Raw genomic sequence first — 16,294 nt, 5'->3', positions numbered from 1 at the left:
CGAACCCTCAGCGATCTTTTTTCTTGTACATGGCGAGCATCCGGCTGGTCACCAGGAAGCCGCCGAAGATGTTCACCGAAACGAGCACCAGCGCCACGAAACCGAAGCCGGTCGCAAAGCCGCTCGCCGATATGCCGACCGCAAGCAGCGCGCCGACGACGATAACCGAAGAGATCGCGTTGGTGACCGCCATCAGCGGCGTATGCAGCGCCGGCGTCACCGACCAGACCACGTAATAACCGACGAAGATCGACAGCACGAAGATCGCCAGCCGAAACACGAAGGGATCGATCGCCCCACCGGTTGCAGCACTCGCGGCTTCCGGCGCCTGGGCGGCAGCGCTCATCACGGCGGTCACGGCCTGATCGAGCTGTTCCAGCGCCTTGTCCATTGCTTCACTGGCCATCAAAGCTTCTCCTCGGCTGTGGCGTCCCCGCCTCTTTCGGCGTCAACGGCGGCAGGCTTTTTGCGGGCCCGGGCCGGTCCCGCTGCCGGGGCTGCGGTTGGCGCGGCAACAGGCGCATCAACGACAAATGCGGCCGCGGCCGCCGCAAAATTCGGATGCACGACCTGTCCGCCATTCGTCAGCATGGTCGCCTTGACGAGCTCGTCCTCGGGATTGACCGCAAACTCCTTGGTGCCCTTGTCGACCATAGTCTCGATGAAGGCGAACAGGTTGCGGGCATAAAGCGCCGAAGCGGAGGCGGCGATGCGGCCGGCGACATTGGCATAACCGATGACGGTGACGCCCTCGACATCCGCGACCTTGCCCTTTTCGGAACCTTCGATATTGCCGCCGCGCTCGACGGCGAGGTCGACCGCCACCGAACCCGGCTTCATCGAAGCCAGCATGGCCCGCGACACCAGTTTGGGCGCAGGACGGCCGGGAATGAGGGCCGTCGTGATGACGATGTCCTGCTTTGCGATATGCTCGGCAACCAGAGCCGCCTGTTTGGCCTGATAGGCTTCCGACATCGGCTTGGCGTAACCGGCAGCCGTTTCGGCCGCCTTGAATTCCTCGTCCTCGACCGCGATGAACTTGGCGCCGAGCGAGGCGACCTGTTCCTTGGCAGCGGGGCGCACGTCGGTCGCCGAAACCACGGCGCCGAGACGACGGGCCGTGGCGATCGCCTGCAGGCCGGCGACACCGGCGCCCATGACGAAGACTTTTGCGGCCGGAACGGTGCCGGCGGCGGTCATCATCATCGGCATGGCGCGGCCGTATTCATGGGATGCGTCGATGACGGCGCGATACCCGGCAAGGTTCGCCTGGGAAGAAAGCACGTCCATCGACTGGGCGCGGGTGATGCGCGGCATCAGCTCCATGGCAAACGTGGTGAGCCCGGCTTTCGCCATGTCCGCAAGAGCGGCCTCGTTGCCGTAGGGATCCATGACCGCAAACACGACGGCGCCTGGTCTGTAGGACGCCATCTCGGTCGCCGTAGGCCGGTTGACCCGAAGGATGATATCGGCTGAACCGACCTCGCCGGAACCGGCAATGCGGGCGCCGGTGGCTTCGAAATCCGCGTCGCGGACGCCGGAGGCAAGGCCTGCCCCGCTCTCGACCACGACCGAGAGCCCGAGGCCGATGAGCCGCTTGACGCTCTCGGGCGAAGCGGCGACGCGCGGTTCGTCGGAACCTTCACGGCATACAAATACGATCTTCGGCAAAGACTGTCTCCTCCCAGTCGATATCGCAAGGCGGGCGAAAGACTTCGCCCTGCCTCAAAGCCGGTGGCCGGGTTGGCCGAACCGGATCAACGCAGCAGGAAAACGCCGGCTATAGTGAGAATGATGAAAACGAGGAGGCTGCCGATGAAGCCCGCTCCGCCGAAGAAACCGGCAGCCATGGCGATCATCAGGACGACGATGACCATCGTGCCCCATTTCGCACCCGCGATGAAGGCGTTGTAGGTCTTGTCGTGTTCCGAATAGTCCATCGAAGCACCCGTTTCCACCGGCCCGCTATGGTGATTGTCCATCAGTCCCGTCTCCTTCATCAGCCGCACGCGGTCCGCTTGATCAAAGCGTCGGCGCGTGCGGGAAAACCCGTGTCGACATCCGGAATCATGCCGTCGTTCGGCAGGATCGGCGTCTCTTCAGGCCTTACACAAAGCGGCAGGAAAGCGCAATGCCGCCACAATGGCTTCCGGTACGCCGGAGCGCGACCTTCAGGTGAGGTAGGACATTTCGGGGGAGTTCGGGCGGCCGGCGATACGGGCCGTCGGCAGGATGGTAAGCGGCGCGGTGTCGAAATTCGAGGAGCGTGCAAACAGCAGACGGCGCTCGTAGGCCTCCGACTGGAATGCCGGGAAGCGCTTCATCATCTTGGAGCGCAGTTCGCGGGTCTGCGAGGCGAGCAGCATCAGATCGAAATCGTATTGCGGGATCCGCCGCGGCGGCACGACCGGCTGGGCATAGAAGAACCGGCGGTAAAATGCCGCATGCGCCGGACGGATCGGCTGCAGCACGCGGTCCGCATCGAAATAGATCGCCGCAACCGGCGTCAGCCGCACCGTCAGGTAGGGCATGGCCGAAAGTTCGCTGGCATATTCCGGGGCTATCGCAAAACGCGCCGAGTCGATCAGCGTCATGCCGGCATCGAGAAGGCCATTCACGGCTTCCGGGAAAATGCTGATCGACTGGCAGACCCGATGCTCCGGCGTGACGTGGTGGAGGCGGATCGTACTGACAAGTTCCTCGTCGTAATAGACGCCGAAGACATGCGCATTCTTGTCGAAGTCGATCTCGTCGATGAGCTTGGTCGCCGCGACCGGCAGCACGTTGTGTGTCTTGTAGGCCCTGTATCGAAGCCGGGCGATATCTTCGAAATCCTCGTTGCTCTCGATCCGTCGGTATTCGACATGGTCGAGGGTGGAGAGAAGCTTGGCTGAAAAGTTTCCGTCCGAAAAGGACTTATCTATTGGCATTGGGTTTTGTTCCATGGGCTTTAACCAAGGATTAACCCTAAAAGACCCATAGCCCGCAATGAATGATACGCGAATTGAGTAAAATTCTAAATGATATGGTTAACAAACAGTTAACGGACGTTTCCTAACGTCCCAAAACCGTTAACACTGTCCTGATTTTAAGCGGAGTTTAACGCGCCGCGGCCCGAAGAGGCGAGGCCTGTGCGCTTTTGGCACCACGCCGAACGGCCGAGAGCTTGGCCGCGGAAGCGCCCTCGGCAGCCAATTCGATGATCTTTTCGGAAGCCACCGGCATCGAAAACACGTAACCCTGGACCAGGTCGGAGAACCGATGGCGATTGACCAGCGCGAGCTGCTCCTTCGTCTCCACGCCTTCGACGACGATCTTGAGGCCGAGCTCCCGGGACAGATGCACGATGCCGCGCAGGAGCTTCAGCTTGCGCTGGTCCTCGACAATATTGCGGATGAACGCGCGGTCGATCTTGACCACGTCGAGCGGCAGGGAATCCAGGTAGCTGAGGCTCGAGAAGCCGGTGCCGAAATCGTCGATGGCGATCGTCACGCCGGTCACGCGGAACTGGTTGAGGATAGCGCTGACCGCCACCGGCTCGTCCATGAAGCAGCTTTCCGTCACCTCGAGATGCAGCCGCGACGGATCGACCGAATAACGCTTCAGCACGTCCGCCACGTAACCGACGATATCGTCGTTGCGCAGGTCCTGGATCGAGAGGTTGACGGAGACGGCCATCGGCTCCGGCCAGGTCGCGCAGTCGCGGCAGGCCTGGTCGAGCACCAGATGGGTGATATGCGAAACGAGCCCCATATCCTCGGCCATAGGGATGAAGACATTCGGCCCGACCATGCCGCGCTCCGGATGGCGCCAGCGCACCAGTGCCTCGCTGCATTCGATGCCGGAGCCGTCGGGGCGATACATCGGCTGGTAGACGACATGCAGACCGCGGTTCTCGATCGCCTGGCGGAGGTCGACACGAAGCTTCTGCTCGTCGATATACTGGGCGTCCATCTCCGAACGGAACGCCGTCAGCGTGCCGTTGCCGGTCGATTTCGCATGGTTGAGGGCAAGATCCGCCTTGATCTGCCAGTTTTCCATATCGAAGTCCTGCGACGGCAGCACGACGCAGCCGCTGTTCATCGAAACGGGAAGGCGAAGTCCGTCGACATAATAGTCGCCCTGGATCTCGGCGTGAATTCGACGCACCTGGCGCTCCAGCTCGCAATCGTCGTCGCCGCCGGTCAGCAGCACGACGAATTCGTCGCCGACCAGGCGGCCTGCCAGCAGGCCGTCGGTCTTCATTGCCGAAAGCCTGGCCGAGATCGCCGCGAGCAACCGGTCGCCGATCACATGGCCGCGCAGGTCGTTGACATGCTTGAAGCCGTCGACGTCGAACACGGCGAGTGCTGCCAGGGCTTCGCCGCGGCGCTTCAGCTTCTTGGTGGCAAGATCCGCGAAATGACCGCGGTTCGGCAGGCCGGTCAGGGCGTCGAACCGCACCATGTGCAGCACCTTCTCCTCGGCGGCGAGACGGGCGGTGACATCTTCGAAGATCAGCACGACGCCGCCGTCGGAACGGGGGCTGACCGAGAATTCGAGATGGCGGTCGTCCTTGAACTTGAAGAGCGCGCGTTCGAGCGAGCCGTCTGCGAGCTTGGAAAGCTGCCGCAGGATGGTTTCCGGCGCATTTTCCGCATCTTCGCAGAGCACGGCGGCGAAATCGCGGTCCTTGAGGTCGCTCTTCTTGTCGAGACCGAGCAGATCGCGGGCGCGGCGGTTGATCACCTGGATCTTGCCTTCGCCGTCGAGCATCACCAGGCCGTGGGAAATCGTCTTCAAGGCGATATCGAAGCGGCCGGCGATGATCGCCATCTTCCGCGAGGCGATGACGTTTTCATAAAGGAATTCGCGCACGCCGTTGGCCATCGACCGCGTGGTGAGACCGAAGGGGATGAGCAGCAGCGACATCAGAGCGAGGTGCAGGTCCTCGGTGAACAGGCAGGCGATCAGGATCGGGCCGCAGCAGCCGAGCGTCTGGAGGTCTACGGCGATGCGCGAGCCGTAGTTGCGGCCGACGATCGACATCATCGAGCCGAGCGTCATGGCGATGCAGGTGAAGCCGACGAACGGGTTTTCGAGCACGAGCAGGGCGTAGCCGCTGGCGATGCCGAGCAGAAAGGCAGCCAGGAACGCCCCGATCACATATTGCTGCTCCCAGGCGGCGATGCCGTCATAGGTGAGCGACGCCTTGTCCACCTTGTCGAACCGCTGGAACCAGTACATGCGATAGGCAAAGACGGCCGCGAAACCGCAGGCGAACAGGAGATAGAATTGCGCACCGCTGTAATGGAAAACGAGCAGGCACCACAGGACGTGAACGACCACGCCGGTCCACAATGTGCCGCGATTTCCAAATAGCGACGTGACGAACGACAGATACACATCCGTCGACAGCGTCTTCGCTTCTGTCTCTTTCATCGGGTTCATCCCTTGTCTTCCGGTCGACACTGCGGGAAACCCTTTAAAAATTGCTTGTTCACGAGCCACGTAACCCCCTTTCATTGGGGGGTTCTTGAGAGTTTGCTGAACAAATTGACAACGAGATGGTTAAAATTTCTAGGAGGCAACCTTCGGCACAGGCGCAACCCCTCCGGAGCCTGCACAAACACCCTGCGATCCCGGCTTTTTATAGACGAAAACCTGACTTGTTGGGACTTTCCTTTTCTTAGACCTTCGTTTACATCGCCATCCAAGAACGGGCGGGGTAAGAGAGACCTGTTGGAATTGGGGAAAGCATGGCTGCACTGTTGAAGATCAGCGGTCTCATCGATCGCGTGAGCGAAATCCTCGGCAAATTTTCAGGCTATATGGTCCTCGCCTGCACGCTCATCAGCGCCGGCAACGCCATCATCCGCTACCTCTTCAACTACAGCTCCAACGGCTGGCTTGAAATCCAGTGGTATCTCTTCGCCTTCATCGTGCTGCTCGGCGCTTCCCACACGTTGCGGCTGAACGAGCACGTCCGCGTCGACCTGATTTACGGCGCCGTTTCCGATCGCGCCCGGCTGTGGATCGATGCGATCGGCCTGATCGTCTTCCTCATCCCGGCCTGCCTTTACCTCGCCTGGCTCTCCTGGCCCTTCTTCTCGCTTTCCTTGGCGCAGGGCGAGGTGTCTTCGAATGCCGGAGGCCTCATCCGCTGGCCGGTCAAGCTGATCATCGTCGCGGGCTTTAGCCTGCTGGCGCTGCAGGGATTTTCCGAACTGGTAAAGCGCATCGCCGGCCTCATGGGCGTCCTCCAGGTCGATACGACCTACGAAAAGCCGCTTCAATAACAAGAATTTCGGGGGAATAAGCCGCTCATGTTCGAATACGGTATAATGCCGCCGGCAATGTTCCTTGGCATGATCATTTTCATGCTCTACGGGTTCCCTGTCGCCTTCTCGCTGTCCGCCGTCGGCCTGTTCTTCGGCCTTCTCGGCATCGCCACCGGCCATTTCGAATTCGCCTTCATGCAGGCGCTGCCGTTCCGCATCTTCGGGATCGTCTCCAACGATCTCCTGCTCGCCATCCCCTTCTTCACCTTCATGGGAGCGGTGCTTGAGCGTTGCGGCCTTGCCGAAGACTTGCTCGAAGGCACCGGCAAGCTGTTCGGCGCCATTCCCGGCGGTCTCGCCTATGCGGTCATCCTGGTCGGCGCCATCCTCGGCGCGATCACCGGCACGGTCGCCGCCTCGGTCATCACCATGGGCGTGATCTCGCTGCCGATCATGCTGAAATACGGCTACAATCCGCGGATTGCGACAGGCGTCATCGCCGCATCCGGCACGATCACCCAGGTCATCCCGCCGTCGCTCGTGCTGATCGTCCTTGCCGACCAGCTCGGCCGTTCGGTCGGCGACATGTATCTCGGTGCGATCGGCCCGTCGATCCTGCAGGTGGTGATCTTCCTGCTGTTCATCCTCGCCATGTCGATCTTCCGCCCGAAGGACGTGCCCGCTTTGCCGCTGGAAGCCCGCGGTGAACTCAATGCGGCGCTGGTCTTCAAGGTCCTCTGGGGCATGATCCCGTCGATCGTGCTGATCTTCCTCGTGCTCGGTACCATCTTCATGGGCCTGGCCACCCCGACCGAAGCCGGCGCTCTTGGCGTCGTCGGCGCCATGGTGCTTGCCGCCATGCACCGCCGCCTCACCTGGGACCTGATCAAGCAGGGCATGCATTCGACCATGACGATCACCTCCATGGTGGTCTTCATCCTGGTCGGCGCCACCTGCTTCAGCCTTGTCTTCCAGGGCATGGACGGCGGACTGTGGATCGAATTCCTGCTGTCTCACGTCCCGGGCGGCGCGGTCGGCTTTCTGATCTTCGTCAACATCTTCGTTTTCTTCCTCGCCTTCTTCCTCGATTTCTTCGAAATCGCCTTCATCGTCCTGCCGATGCTGGCGCCGGTGGCGAACGCGCTTGGCATCGACCTGATCTGGTTTGGGGTGCTGCTCTGCGTCAACATGCAGACCTCGTTCATGCACCCGCCCTTCGGCTTTGCGCTGTTCTACCTGCGCTCGATCGCCCCGAAGAGCGTCAAGACCAAGGACATCTACCTCGGCGCCATTCCGTGGCTCGGCATGCAGCTCATCCTGGTCGGCATCATCATCTTCTGGCCCGAGTCGGTCACCTACTGGCTGGACAAGTCGCCGGACGTCGACCTCAACACGATCAAGATCGAAATCCCCGGCTTCGGCAACGGCAGTGGCAACCAGATGCCGAATTTCGGCCTGCCGCCGATGGACGGCGCCCCGGCCCAGCCCAGCCAGCAAGGACTGCCCGGCATGCCGAACTTCGGCCAGCCCCCGAAGATCAACCCGTAAGGCGGCTTTTTCCGTCCGAAAAAGGAGGACAGGGTTGGCGCCCTGTCCTCCTTTTCTATTATTGCCCAACAGGCCAGATCGCTCCTCCGGTTTCCCTGGAGGGACAGCGGCAAACGCGAGCGAAGTCGTTGCTTGGAGGCCCGCGTCAAAAGCGTCTTTCGGCCCTTCCTCTACCGAAAAAGCGGTATGCCGGTGGAGGCTCGACGCGAAATCCCGTTGCCGCTAACACTTTGGTAGACGTACTAACCGGCTTACTGAGCGTATAAAACTTGGCGCGGGCGGCATCGCGCGCGGGTTGGCCGTCGCCAGACCGGAACCCGGTCTGGCTGAACCGCTCGGGGGCACGACATGCAGATGAACCACGTATTGCCGAATGCGATGTACGTCGTGCGAAGGTCGATCGATCGGACCATAGTCGAGCCGTTGCGGCGCAGGCAGTTTGCCAGAGAGCGCGACGTATTCACCCATCGCACCAACCGGGGATACATCTTCAACCTCGATCCTGCACAAAGTATCGACGAGGCTATCTTCGTCGAAGGCTGGTTTGAGGGACGGTTTCTGGAATTCCTGCAAGGCCGCTTCGAGCCTGATGCCGTCGCGCTCGATATCGGCGCGAATATCGGCAACCACGCCATTCACCTCAATCGAGACTTCGCCGAGATCCATTGCTTCGAACCCAATCCCGACGTCTTCAGGCGGTTGACCGAAAACATTCGCTCGAACCGGCTCGATAACATTCGACTGCATCAGGCGGCTCTCGGCGATTGCGACGACACGCTCATGTTCCGCGAAAATCTCGAAGGCAACCTGGGCGCCAGCGGCTTCGTTGAGGATGACCGGCCATCAGGACATAGCCGTATCCTGCGCCTGCCGGTTTTCGAAGCGGACAAGCTCATCCGGCGCCTCGGAATAACCAGGGTCGATTTCATCAAGATAGATGTCGAGGGGTTCGAGCTGCGGGTTCTGAAAGGACTGCGTTCGACGATCGCCTTCAATCGGCCGATCGTATCCTTCGAGTTCCATGGCCATCTCGCAGCACCGGACGACTTCGGCAAGCTCGCCGCCTGCCTGCCGGATTATCAGTTCTACGATCTCGAATATGCGCCTGAATCGGCTTCCACGCTGGAAAAGCTGAAATGGAACTTCCGCCATGGCGGCGCACCCGTTCTGAACCGGTTCGACCGTCCCGAGCCGCGCACCTACGAAAACATACTGGCATTCCCATCGCAGGATACGTTCAGCCGCTTCACGAACCGCCCTTCGGCCGCCCTTGCCATTTGAACCGATCCCCCGGGTACCCGCCAGACAAAAGCCCCGGATCTCTCGATCCGGGGCTTCGATATCAGGAACTGCCTGACCTGTGATCAGAGCTTGCCGTTACGCTGCTGGATCATCATGAAGGTGTCGTAGGTATATTCCGACAGCTGCATCCAGAGATAGGCTTCCTTCTTGAAGGCGACCTGATCTTCGTAGACCTTCTTGAAATCGGCATTGGTCGCCGAGATGTCCTTGTAGACCTCGAGAGTGGCCTTGTAGCAGGCTTCGAGGATTTCCTGACTGAAGGGGCGAAGCGTCGTGCCCTGCGAAACGATCTGCTTGATCGCCGTGGGGTTCTTCACGTCGTATTTGCCCATCATGTTCGTGTTGGCGAAAGCGCAGGCATCGGTCAGCGCCGCCTGATAGGCCTTCGGGAGCGCATTCCACTTTTCCAGGTTGACGAACGCATGGATGGTCGGGCCGCCTTCCCAGAAGGCCGGATAGTAGTAGTACTTGGCAACCTTGTAGAAGCCGAGCTTGTAGTCGTCATAGGGGCCGACCCATTCGGCCGCGTCGATCGTGCCCTTTTCCAGCGCCGGATAGATGTCGCCACCGGCGATCTGCTGCGGCACGGCGCCGAGTTTCTCCAGCACCTTACCGGCAATGCCGGCGATGCGCATCTTGACGCCCTTGAAGTCGTCGACCGTGTTGATTTCCTTGCGGAACCAGCCGCCCATCTGTGCGCCGGTATTGCCGGCGGGCATGCCATAGATGTTATGCTTGGCATAGAATTCGTTCATCAGCGTATTGCCGTTGCCCTGGTAGAACCAGGCATTGTTCAGCCGGGCATTGAGGCCGAACGGGATGGCGGTGCCGATCGCGAATGTCGGATCCTTGCCGACAAAATAATAGGAGCAGGTATGGCACATTTCGACCGTCGAATTGCTGACGGCGTCCGCTGCCTGCATGGCCGGCACGATTTCGGCGGCGGCAAACGGCTGAATGGTGAAATTGCCATCGGTTGCTGCGGCGACATGCTTGGCGATGTCTTCCGCGCCGCCATAGATGGTGTCCAGCGACTTCGGGAATGAAGACGTCAGACGCCAGGTGACTTTTGGGCTCGACTGCGCGATGGCCGGAGCGGCGAGCACCGTGGCGGCAGCTGCACCGGCGCCGGTCACGGCAGCCTTTTTGAAAAATGAACGACGATCCATGAAATACCTCCCAGTAAGACAACCGTAGGGCTTATCTGTTCCCACTCCCCCCGGTCCTGGGGCGAGGTAAACATTTTGGTCTAGCGGTTGCAAGCGCCGGAGCTAATATTCCTCAATGCGGGAAGGTCTTTTATCGTTAGACTTTCGTAGCGTCCCGCCGAAACTGGATTCACCAGACATTTCAAAGGGGCAATGCTTATTCTTTGGGCAACGCCCGACCCCGAAACACGCCTGGAACTTGACTTGAGCCGGCCTCCCGCGGCACAACGACATCAGACGCAACAGCATGCTTCGTTGGAGAGCCTGATGCCGAAACCGATCGTCGCCCTGCCCGCCGACATCCGCCAACTGGATGGAGCGATCTGGCATGCGTCGCCGAACCAGTATGTTCAGGCGGCGTTGAAAGTGGCGGACGTGATGACCTTCATCATTCCGGCTTTCGAAGAGGGCAACGAGACCGATACCATCCTCGACCGCGTCGACGGCGTGCTGGTTTCGGGATCGGCGACCAACGTCCACCCGTCGCTCTATGGCAGAGAAGCGACCGACGGCGACGGCCCCTTCGATCCGGCCCGCGACGCGACCTCCATGCCGCTGATCCGCCGGGCGATCGACCGCGGCATTCCCCTGCTCGCCATCTGCCGCGGCATCCAGGAACTGAACGTCGCATTGGGCGGCACGCTGGCGAGCGAAATCCAGGACCAGCCGGGCATCTGGGACCACCGCAAACCCGATGTGACGGAGCGCGACGGCATGTACGCGATCCGCCAGCCTGTGTTCGTTGCCGAAGGCTCCTGCATCGCCAATTATCTGGGCCTGGCAGGCGAGGTTCAGGTCAACTCCCTGCACCGCCAGGCGATCGCCGAAACTGCCCCTCAGCTGAAGGTCGAAGCAACCGCCGAGGACGGCACGATCGAGGCGGTTTCGGTCATCGACGCCAAGAATTTTGCCGTGGGCGTGCAATGGCATCCCGAATACTGGGCCGAAACCGACGCTCCGTCGCGGGCACTCTTTCACGCTTTCGGCGAAGCCGTCCGCGCCTATGCGGCCCGCAGGACGCTGACCAACGTGGCGGCTTGACGCTCGCGACGTCGCGGCCTGATGCCGGCCAAGCAGGATATCGGGAAACCTACCCCTCGTCTCCCGGCCCTTCCCCCGCCTCCACATAAGCAAGCTTCAGCATGATCTGCGAAGCCTCGATCAGCGTTTCGCGCTCTTCCGGGCTGAGGCAGGCTTCGATTGCCTTTTCCAGCCAGGCGCGGCGGGCGCGGATATCCTCGGAAAGAACCGTGCGACCGTGAGGCGTCAGTGCCAACTCGATTTCGCGGCGGTCCTGCCCGTTGCGACTGCGGCTGATGAGGCCGTCGCGTTCCATCGCCGCGACGATGCGGGTGACTGATTGCGGCTGCAGCCGCTCCTCCAGCGCAAGGCGCCACGCCGGCATCGGCCCCAACCGATGGAGCGTGGCGAGCATGGCGATCGTCGACAGACTGACCGAGCCTTCCGCTCGCGCGGCGCGCAGCCGGCGGCCGAGCAGCAGCACACTGCGAACGATCAGCGTCGAGGCGTCGTCACTGGACATATGATACGCATTGCGTATTATTATGCCATTGCTCAATCGCGAGCCCGAGGGATGGCGGATGGAAAAGACATTCAATCACGTTGCCGAAGCCTTTCGCTGGTCGACGGAAAAAGAAGTGACGGCGATCGAGATCGTCGTTTCGGCGCTTGCCATGGCCGTGCCGGCGCTGCTGGTCGCAAAGGGCCATCACATGGGCCTCGGCCTCGTCGGCGGCATGGCGATGAGCGGAACCGTAGCGCATGGCAAGTTGAGGGTGCAAGCCGGCAGTGCGGGTGCCGCCTTCGCGACACTGGCGCTTGCGGCAGGACTTGCCTGCCTCATCGGCCGCCTGGGCATGGCCGGCCAAGTGGCGATGCTTTCGCTGGCGGGGATCGCCGGCATCGTCGGCGGGTTCGACCGGGCGATGGTGGCCGCGTCGATGCGGTTCGTCTTCTATCTCATCATGGTGGGCGGCATCGTGGCGACGACGAGTGCCGATCCGCTGCTGATCTTTGCCGTCGTCATGAGCGGCGCACTCTTCGCGGCGATCCTGCATATCGGCATGTCCGCCGTCGTCGATCGCATCCGCAAGCCTGAAGAAAAGCCGATCGAAGCCAGCCGTGTCCCGACTGCCAGGCAAAAGTTCAATCGGCTGAAGCGCTCGCTGGGAGAATGGGCCGGCTGGCAATATCCGATCCGGCTGGTCCTCAGTCTCGGCGCTGTTTTGTTCGCGCACGCGCTTTTTCCCTCCCACGACGTTCACTGGGCGGCGCTGACGCTTGTGCTGCTGGTCGAGCGCCGGCCGGAGCGCATGCCGCGGAAGACGACGCAAAGGGTGATCGGTGTCATCTTCGGCGTCTGCTGCGCAGGCCTGCTTTCATTCCTTGCTCTGCCCGCCTGGGCGGATGTGCTCAGCATCGCCGTTCTTGGCGGCTGCCGACCATTCCTGCGGGCCAGGAACTATCTCGCCTATTCGATCGTCATGACGCCGCTGATGATGATGGCCATGGGCACAGCCGATCAAGTTCTGACGGCCGCCACATTATGGGACCGGCTCTACGCCACCGTCTTCGCCGCATGCCTGGTGCTGTTCGTCAATCGGGTGGCGATCTTTCTGTGGCCGGAGACGGCGGCACCCGTCGCGGCCTAAACCCTTGGCCGGTGCACCCCGGTCGACTGGCGGATGCGCATTTCCGGCTTGATCAGATGGATGCCGTCCGGCTCGTGGCTGCCGGCAAGGCGGTCGAGCAGAGCGCGCGCCGCAAGCCGGCCGACTTCCGTCTGGCCGTTCCACACCGTCGTCAGCGCCGGCGTCGCGATCGACGCCTCTTCCAGATCGTCGTAACCGGTGACGGAGATATCGTGGCCGGGCAACAGCCCGGCGCGGGCGACACCGTTCATCAGGCCGATCGCCACCAGATCGTTCCAGCAGACCGCAGCCGTCGGCTTCTGCGGCAGGGAGAGGAAATGCACCGCCGCCTCGAACCCGCCCTGCTTCGAACGCGGGCCGGGGATGCGCAGGTTCGGATCGACCTCGATGCCCGCCTTGCGCAGCGCATTGACATACCCCTGGTAGCGGTCTCGGCCGGTCGACGTCTGATCCGTGCCGCCGATCATCGCGATCACCCGATGCCCGAGGCCAATCAGATGATTGGTAGCAAGCGAGATGCCGTAGCTGTCGTCGCCGCGATAGGTCGGCAGTTCGACGCCTTCCATCGAACGGGCAACGAGGATGGCCGGCATGCCGTTCTCCTCGGCAAGCCTCATATCCTCGATCGGCGTGCCGATCGCCGGCGACATGATCACCCCGTCACCACCGAGCTGCAGCAGGGTTTCGATGAAGGTGCGCTGCTTTTCGACCGAATCGTAATGGTTGGAAAGGATGAAGGTATGGCGGCTGCGGTCGAGCTCGCTTTCGATCGCTTTGAGGATCTCCCCGTAGAACGGGTTCATGATGTCGTGCACGACCACGCCGATAATGCCGGAGCGCGACGTGCGCAGGCTGGCGGCCCGGCGGTTGTAGATATAACCGAGGGCTCTTGCCTGTTCCTTGATTTTTTCCCGGGTATCGGCTGCCACAAGCGGGCTGTCGCGCAGAGCAAGCGATATCGTGGCAGTTGAAAGACCAAGGCTTTCGCCAATCGTCGACAACTTAATCTTTTGCGCCATTTCCCCCACCCGCAATGGCCGGCATCGCTATCCGATGCTCGAATTAAACTTTAAATAAACAATTTAATTCCGTGCGACAATCCTGTGACGGCAGAAAATCTGGAGGGAAATCAGCCCCTGTCGTCGGAGGACTCCGACTGAAGATTTTGTTCGATGGTCTTGAGGAGCTTAAGGAGCGTGCGGATCTCCTTGTCGGAGAGGCCTTTTGCGGCGATCGAACCGCACTCGGAAACCGAGCGGCCGATCTGTTCGACGGTCTGCAATCCGGCTTCCGTCAGATGCACCTTGGTAAGACGCCCGTCGGTGCCGTCGGCGCGGCGTTCGAGAAATCCCTGAGCTTCCATGCGGCCGATCGTGCGGGTCATGGTCGGGGCCTTGACGCCGAGCCGGATGGCGAGCTGGCCGGGGGTCATGCCGTCTTCTTCCGCAAGGATCAGGATGACGCCGTCCTGGCCGGCATAAAGCCCGCTTTCGCCGAGGCTGCGGCTGAGTGCTGTACGCATGGAGCGGGCGGCCTGGGTGATCGCCGGCGCAAGGTCGGTGGCCGAAAGGCCTTCCAGTTCCTTCTTCTTGCCGGACTTGGCTTTTTTATCGCCCTTCTTCTTGCTCATTCGCTCCGCCCGTTTTGCCCTAAAGAAGTAGCCGTTATATCTGTGGCGCGCTATCCATATCGAAACCGGGAAACCACCGCCAGATGTCGCACCCTTCGCCACGCTATCATGACAATGATACGACACTTGCGTCCACAGAAAGGCGAGACTGGATCGCCGTCCTGCCGCTCGGCGCCCACGAGCAGCACGGACCGCACCTGCCGTTCGAGACCGACACGCTCATCGCCGAGGGCCTCGTCGCCCGCCTGATCCCTGCCCTGCCTGCCCACCTGCCGGTGACGTTCCTGCCCACGGAGCCGATTGGCTATTCGATTGAGCATATGGATGTCGCCGGTACGAAGACGCTTGGCTTCGATGAAGCCGTTTACCGCTGGCTCGGCATTGCCGCCGACCTTCACGCCAAGGGCATCGGCAAGCTGGTGCTGCTCAACGCCCATGGCGGCAATTCGCCGCTCATGACCATCGTCGCGACCGAGGCCCGGGTGCGGTTTGGCATGCTGGTCGTCGCCACAAGCTGGACCCGCTTCGGGCAGCCTGCCGGCTGGATCGCCCCGGAAGACAAGGCCGTCGACATCCACGGCGGAGACATCGAGACGTCCGTGATGCTGGCGCTCCATCCGGATAAGGTCGATATGGCCAGGGCCGAAAACTTCCCGTCCCGCCAATCGGACTTTTCCCGCGACTTCAGACATCTGCGCGCCTACGGCCCGCACGCCTTCGGCTGGAAGATGTCCGACCTCAACTCCAAGGGCGTCGCCGGCAACGCGGCTGCGGCGACGGCGGAACGCGGTGAGATGCTGGTCGCGCATGCTGTGAAGGGGATTATCGAGCTGCTGGAGGATGTGGCGCGGTTTGATGTGGGAACATTAAAGGATAGTTGAATCGACGGCATGACGAGCGTATAGTTGGACTATCTAATTGGTCCAACGGAGCACATCGTGGAAATTTCAGTGAGTGAAGCCAAAGCAAGTCTGACTGAACTCCTTCATCGCGCGGAGGCTGGAGAAGATGTTGTTCTCACGCGAAGAGGTCATAAGATTGCAAGGCTTGTACCCATTGAGCCGGAACTGACGCGTGATCAACGCAGAGCGCTGATCGAAGAGATCAGAGCAATGGCGCCTGCACCCGATGGCAACGACGTACCCGCGGAGCGAAGCCAGGATTTTCTCTATGGTGACGATGGCCTGCCGGCATGATTGTGGTCGACACGTCAGCGTTGATCGCCATCGTCAAGAATGAAATTGGTGCCTTTGACTGCCAAGAGATGCTCACGAGGGAATCGAAGGTCCTCCTCAACGCCGCCACTCTCACCGAAGCACTGATCGTGGCTCGTGGAAAGAAATGCCTGGCTGGTCTTACCAACCTGATTGACCAGCTTCCCATTACCATCATCGAACTGGATGTTGTAAGAGCAGAACGGGCTGCGGCCGCTTACGCTCTGTTCGGCAAAGGCTTTCACAAGGCTTCGCTCAATTTCGGCGATTGCTTCGCTTATGCGACGGCCAAGGAATTCAATTGTCCGCTTCTCTATGTCGGACAGGACTTCGCCAGAACGGACGTGGTTTCCGCAATCGCGACGCCGTCAGCGTGAGCAACAAGATCACCCGGCATCGGTCGCAATTCCGATGTGATCTTATAACATACAAACCCTTTGAACTCGTCCCGGCTTGCCCT

Annotated in this window: 17 protein-coding genes; 8 read left to right on the top strand and 9 right to left on the bottom strand. The window is 61.1% G+C overall.

The genetic code is table 11. The annotated features are described in order from the left end of the window. Nucleotides 1-7: 7 nt before the first annotated feature. The 5 genes from AC1DLT_RS10185 to AC1DLT_RS10165 form a co-directional block, all read right to left on the bottom strand. Entirely contained in the window at nucleotides 8-406 is a 399-nt protein-coding gene (locus AC1DLT_RS10185) for a proton-translocating transhydrogenase family protein (protein ID WP_038545252.1), read from the bottom strand. Beyond that, on the bottom strand, nucleotides 406-1,671 hold the full coding sequence (locus tag AC1DLT_RS10180) for a Re/Si-specific NAD(P)(+) transhydrogenase subunit alpha (RefSeq protein ID WP_477486657.1): 1,266 nt from the start codon (nucleotides 1,669-1,671) through the stop codon (nucleotides 406-408). The genes AC1DLT_RS10185 and AC1DLT_RS10180 overlap by 1 nt, the downstream gene beginning before the upstream one ends. Before the next feature lie 86 nt (nucleotides 1,672-1,757). Beyond that, entirely contained in the window at nucleotides 1,758-1,982 is a 225-nt protein-coding gene (locus AC1DLT_RS10175) for an aa3-type cytochrome c oxidase subunit IV (protein ID WP_247033666.1), read from the bottom strand. Nucleotides 1,983-2,171: 189 nt separating this feature from the next. Then, a complete protein-coding gene (locus tag AC1DLT_RS10170; RefSeq protein WP_038545257.1) occupies nucleotides 2,172-2,930 on the bottom strand; it encodes an N-acyl amino acid synthase FeeM domain-containing protein in 759 nt (252 codons plus the stop codon). A gap of 169 nt (nucleotides 2,931-3,099) precedes the next feature. Beyond that, complete coding sequence (locus AC1DLT_RS10165; RefSeq protein WP_038549606.1) at nucleotides 3,100-5,421, bottom strand: putative bifunctional diguanylate cyclase/phosphodiesterase; 2,322 nt, start codon at nucleotides 5,419-5,421, stop codon at nucleotides 3,100-3,102. 317 nt (nucleotides 5,422-5,738) lie between these two features. Between AC1DLT_RS10165 and AC1DLT_RS10160 the strand changes: the two genes are divergently transcribed. The 3 genes from AC1DLT_RS10160 to AC1DLT_RS10150 all read left to right on the top strand — a co-directional run bounded on the left by AC1DLT_RS10160 (nucleotide 5,739) and on the right by AC1DLT_RS10150 (nucleotide 9,089). Next, on the top strand, nucleotides 5,739-6,278 hold the full coding sequence (locus tag AC1DLT_RS10160; RefSeq protein WP_038545260.1) for a TRAP transporter small permease subunit: 540 nt from the start codon (nucleotides 5,739-5,741) through the stop codon (nucleotides 6,276-6,278). A gap of 27 nt (nucleotides 6,279-6,305) precedes the next feature. Further along, nucleotides 6,306-7,808 (top strand): TRAP transporter large permease, encoded by a 1,503-nt coding sequence (locus AC1DLT_RS10155; protein ID WP_038545262.1) that lies wholly within the window; start codon nucleotides 6,306-6,308, stop codon nucleotides 7,806-7,808. Between the two features lie 354 nt (nucleotides 7,809-8,162). Continuing rightward, the gene (locus tag AC1DLT_RS10150; RefSeq protein WP_477486656.1) at nucleotides 8,163-9,089 is read left to right on the top strand and encodes an FkbM family methyltransferase; all 927 of its coding nucleotides are present in this window, start codon (nucleotides 8,163-8,165) and stop codon (nucleotides 9,087-9,089) included. Between the two features lie 83 nt (nucleotides 9,090-9,172). Here AC1DLT_RS10150 and AC1DLT_RS10145 read toward each other — a convergent pair whose 3' ends face one another. Next, nucleotides 9,173-10,279: a TRAP transporter substrate-binding protein gene (locus tag AC1DLT_RS10145; protein WP_038545268.1), complete on the bottom strand. Its 1,107-nt coding sequence runs from the start codon at nucleotides 10,277-10,279 to the stop codon at nucleotides 9,173-9,175. A 306-nt stretch (nucleotides 10,280-10,585) separates the two neighbouring features. Between AC1DLT_RS10145 and AC1DLT_RS10140 the strand changes: the two genes are divergently transcribed. After that, nucleotides 10,586-11,359: a gamma-glutamyl-gamma-aminobutyrate hydrolase family protein gene (locus tag AC1DLT_RS10140; RefSeq protein WP_477486655.1), complete on the top strand. Its 774-nt coding sequence runs from the start codon at nucleotides 10,586-10,588 to the stop codon at nucleotides 11,357-11,359. Between the two features lie 49 nt (nucleotides 11,360-11,408). Here the strand turns inward: AC1DLT_RS10140 and AC1DLT_RS10135 are convergent, their stop codons facing one another. Further along, entirely contained in the window at nucleotides 11,409-11,861 is a 453-nt protein-coding gene (locus AC1DLT_RS10135; protein ID WP_477486654.1) for a MarR family winged helix-turn-helix transcriptional regulator, read from the bottom strand. A gap of 58 nt (nucleotides 11,862-11,919) precedes the next feature. On the opposite strand from AC1DLT_RS10135, the gene AC1DLT_RS10130 reads away from it, so the two are divergent. Then, nucleotides 11,920-12,990, top strand: a complete 1,071-nt coding sequence (locus tag AC1DLT_RS10130) for an FUSC family protein (RefSeq protein ID WP_477486653.1) — start codon at nucleotides 11,920-11,922, stop codon at nucleotides 12,988-12,990. On the opposite strand, the gene AC1DLT_RS10125 is transcribed toward AC1DLT_RS10130, so the two are convergent. Both AC1DLT_RS10125 and AC1DLT_RS10120 read right to left on the bottom strand, forming a co-directional pair. After that, nucleotides 12,987-14,009 (bottom strand): LacI family DNA-binding transcriptional regulator, encoded by a 1,023-nt coding sequence (locus AC1DLT_RS10125; RefSeq protein WP_038545280.1) that lies wholly within the window; start codon nucleotides 14,007-14,009, stop codon nucleotides 12,987-12,989. The genes AC1DLT_RS10130 and AC1DLT_RS10125 overlap by 4 nt on opposite strands. A 110-nt stretch (nucleotides 14,010-14,119) precedes the next feature. Further along, nucleotides 14,120-14,620, bottom strand: coding sequence for a MarR family winged helix-turn-helix transcriptional regulator (locus AC1DLT_RS10120; RefSeq protein WP_247033657.1), 501 nt, complete (start codon nucleotides 14,618-14,620; stop codon nucleotides 14,120-14,122). Between the two features lie 83 nt (nucleotides 14,621-14,703). On the opposite strand from AC1DLT_RS10120, the gene AC1DLT_RS10115 reads away from it, so the two are divergent. From AC1DLT_RS10115 to AC1DLT_RS10105, 3 genes are read left to right on the top strand one after another with little or no spacing between them, the layout of a single operon-like run. After that, nucleotides 14,704-15,501, top strand: a complete 798-nt coding sequence (locus AC1DLT_RS10115) for a creatininase family protein (RefSeq protein WP_477486652.1) — start codon at nucleotides 14,704-14,706, stop codon at nucleotides 15,499-15,501. A gap of 57 nt (nucleotides 15,502-15,558) precedes the next feature. After that, nucleotides 15,559-15,816, top strand: a complete 258-nt coding sequence (locus AC1DLT_RS10110; protein ID WP_038589646.1) for a type II toxin-antitoxin system Phd/YefM family antitoxin — start codon at nucleotides 15,559-15,561, stop codon at nucleotides 15,814-15,816. Beyond that, on the top strand, nucleotides 15,813-16,211 hold the full coding sequence (locus tag AC1DLT_RS10105; RefSeq protein ID WP_477486651.1) for a type II toxin-antitoxin system VapC family toxin: 399 nt from the start codon (nucleotides 15,813-15,815) through the stop codon (nucleotides 16,209-16,211). The genes AC1DLT_RS10110 and AC1DLT_RS10105 overlap by 4 nt, the downstream gene beginning before the upstream one ends. Nucleotides 16,212-16,294: the final 83 nt, after the last annotated feature.

The organism is Neorhizobium sp. 05N33 (assembly GCF_056397445.1).
Note: the sequence above shows the minus strand (reverse complement) of the source record. Positions and strands in the feature narration are given on the sequence as shown.

Coding starts and splice junctions, on each gene's coding strand:
- AC1DLT_RS10185 (WP_038545252.1), bottom strand. CDS start 406: ATGGCCAGTGAAGCAATGGACAAGGCGCTGGAACAGCTCGATCAGGCC.
- AC1DLT_RS10175 (WP_247033666.1), bottom strand. CDS start 1,982: ATGGACAATCACCATAGCGGGCCGGTGGAAACGGGTGCTTCGATGGAC.
- AC1DLT_RS10170 (WP_038545257.1), bottom strand. CDS start 2,930: ATGCCAATAGATAAGTCCTTTTCGGACGGAAACTTTTCAGCCAAGCTT.
- AC1DLT_RS10165 (WP_038549606.1), bottom strand. CDS start 5,421: ATGAAAGAGACAGAAGCGAAGACGCTGTCGACGGATGTGTATCTGTCG.
- AC1DLT_RS10160 (WP_038545260.1), top strand. CDS start 5,739: ATGGCTGCACTGTTGAAGATCAGCGGTCTCATCGATCGCGTGAGCGAA.
- AC1DLT_RS10155 (WP_038545262.1), top strand. CDS start 6,306: ATGTTCGAATACGGTATAATGCCGCCGGCAATGTTCCTTGGCATGATC.
- AC1DLT_RS10150 (WP_477486656.1), top strand. CDS start 8,163: ATGAACCACGTATTGCCGAATGCGATGTACGTCGTGCGAAGGTCGATC.
- AC1DLT_RS10145 (WP_038545268.1), bottom strand. CDS start 10,279: ATGGATCGTCGTTCATTTTTCAAAAAGGCTGCCGTGACCGGCGCCGGT.
- AC1DLT_RS10140 (WP_477486655.1), top strand. CDS start 10,586: ATGCCGAAACCGATCGTCGCCCTGCCCGCCGACATCCGCCAACTGGAT.
- AC1DLT_RS10135 (WP_477486654.1), bottom strand. CDS start 11,861: ATGTCCAGTGACGACGCCTCGACGCTGATCGTTCGCAGTGTGCTGCTG.
- AC1DLT_RS10130 (WP_477486653.1), top strand. CDS start 11,920: ATGGAAAAGACATTCAATCACGTTGCCGAAGCCTTTCGCTGGTCGACG.
- AC1DLT_RS10125 (WP_038545280.1), bottom strand. CDS start 14,009: ATGGCGCAAAAGATTAAGTTGTCGACGATTGGCGAAAGCCTTGGTCTT.
- AC1DLT_RS10120 (WP_247033657.1), bottom strand. CDS start 14,620: ATGAGCAAGAAGAAGGGCGATAAAAAAGCCAAGTCCGGCAAGAAGAAG.
- AC1DLT_RS10115 (WP_477486652.1), top strand. CDS start 14,704: ATGTCGCACCCTTCGCCACGCTATCATGACAATGATACGACACTTGCG.
- AC1DLT_RS10105 (WP_477486651.1), top strand. CDS start 15,813: ATGATTGTGGTCGACACGTCAGCGTTGATCGCCATCGTCAAGAATGAA.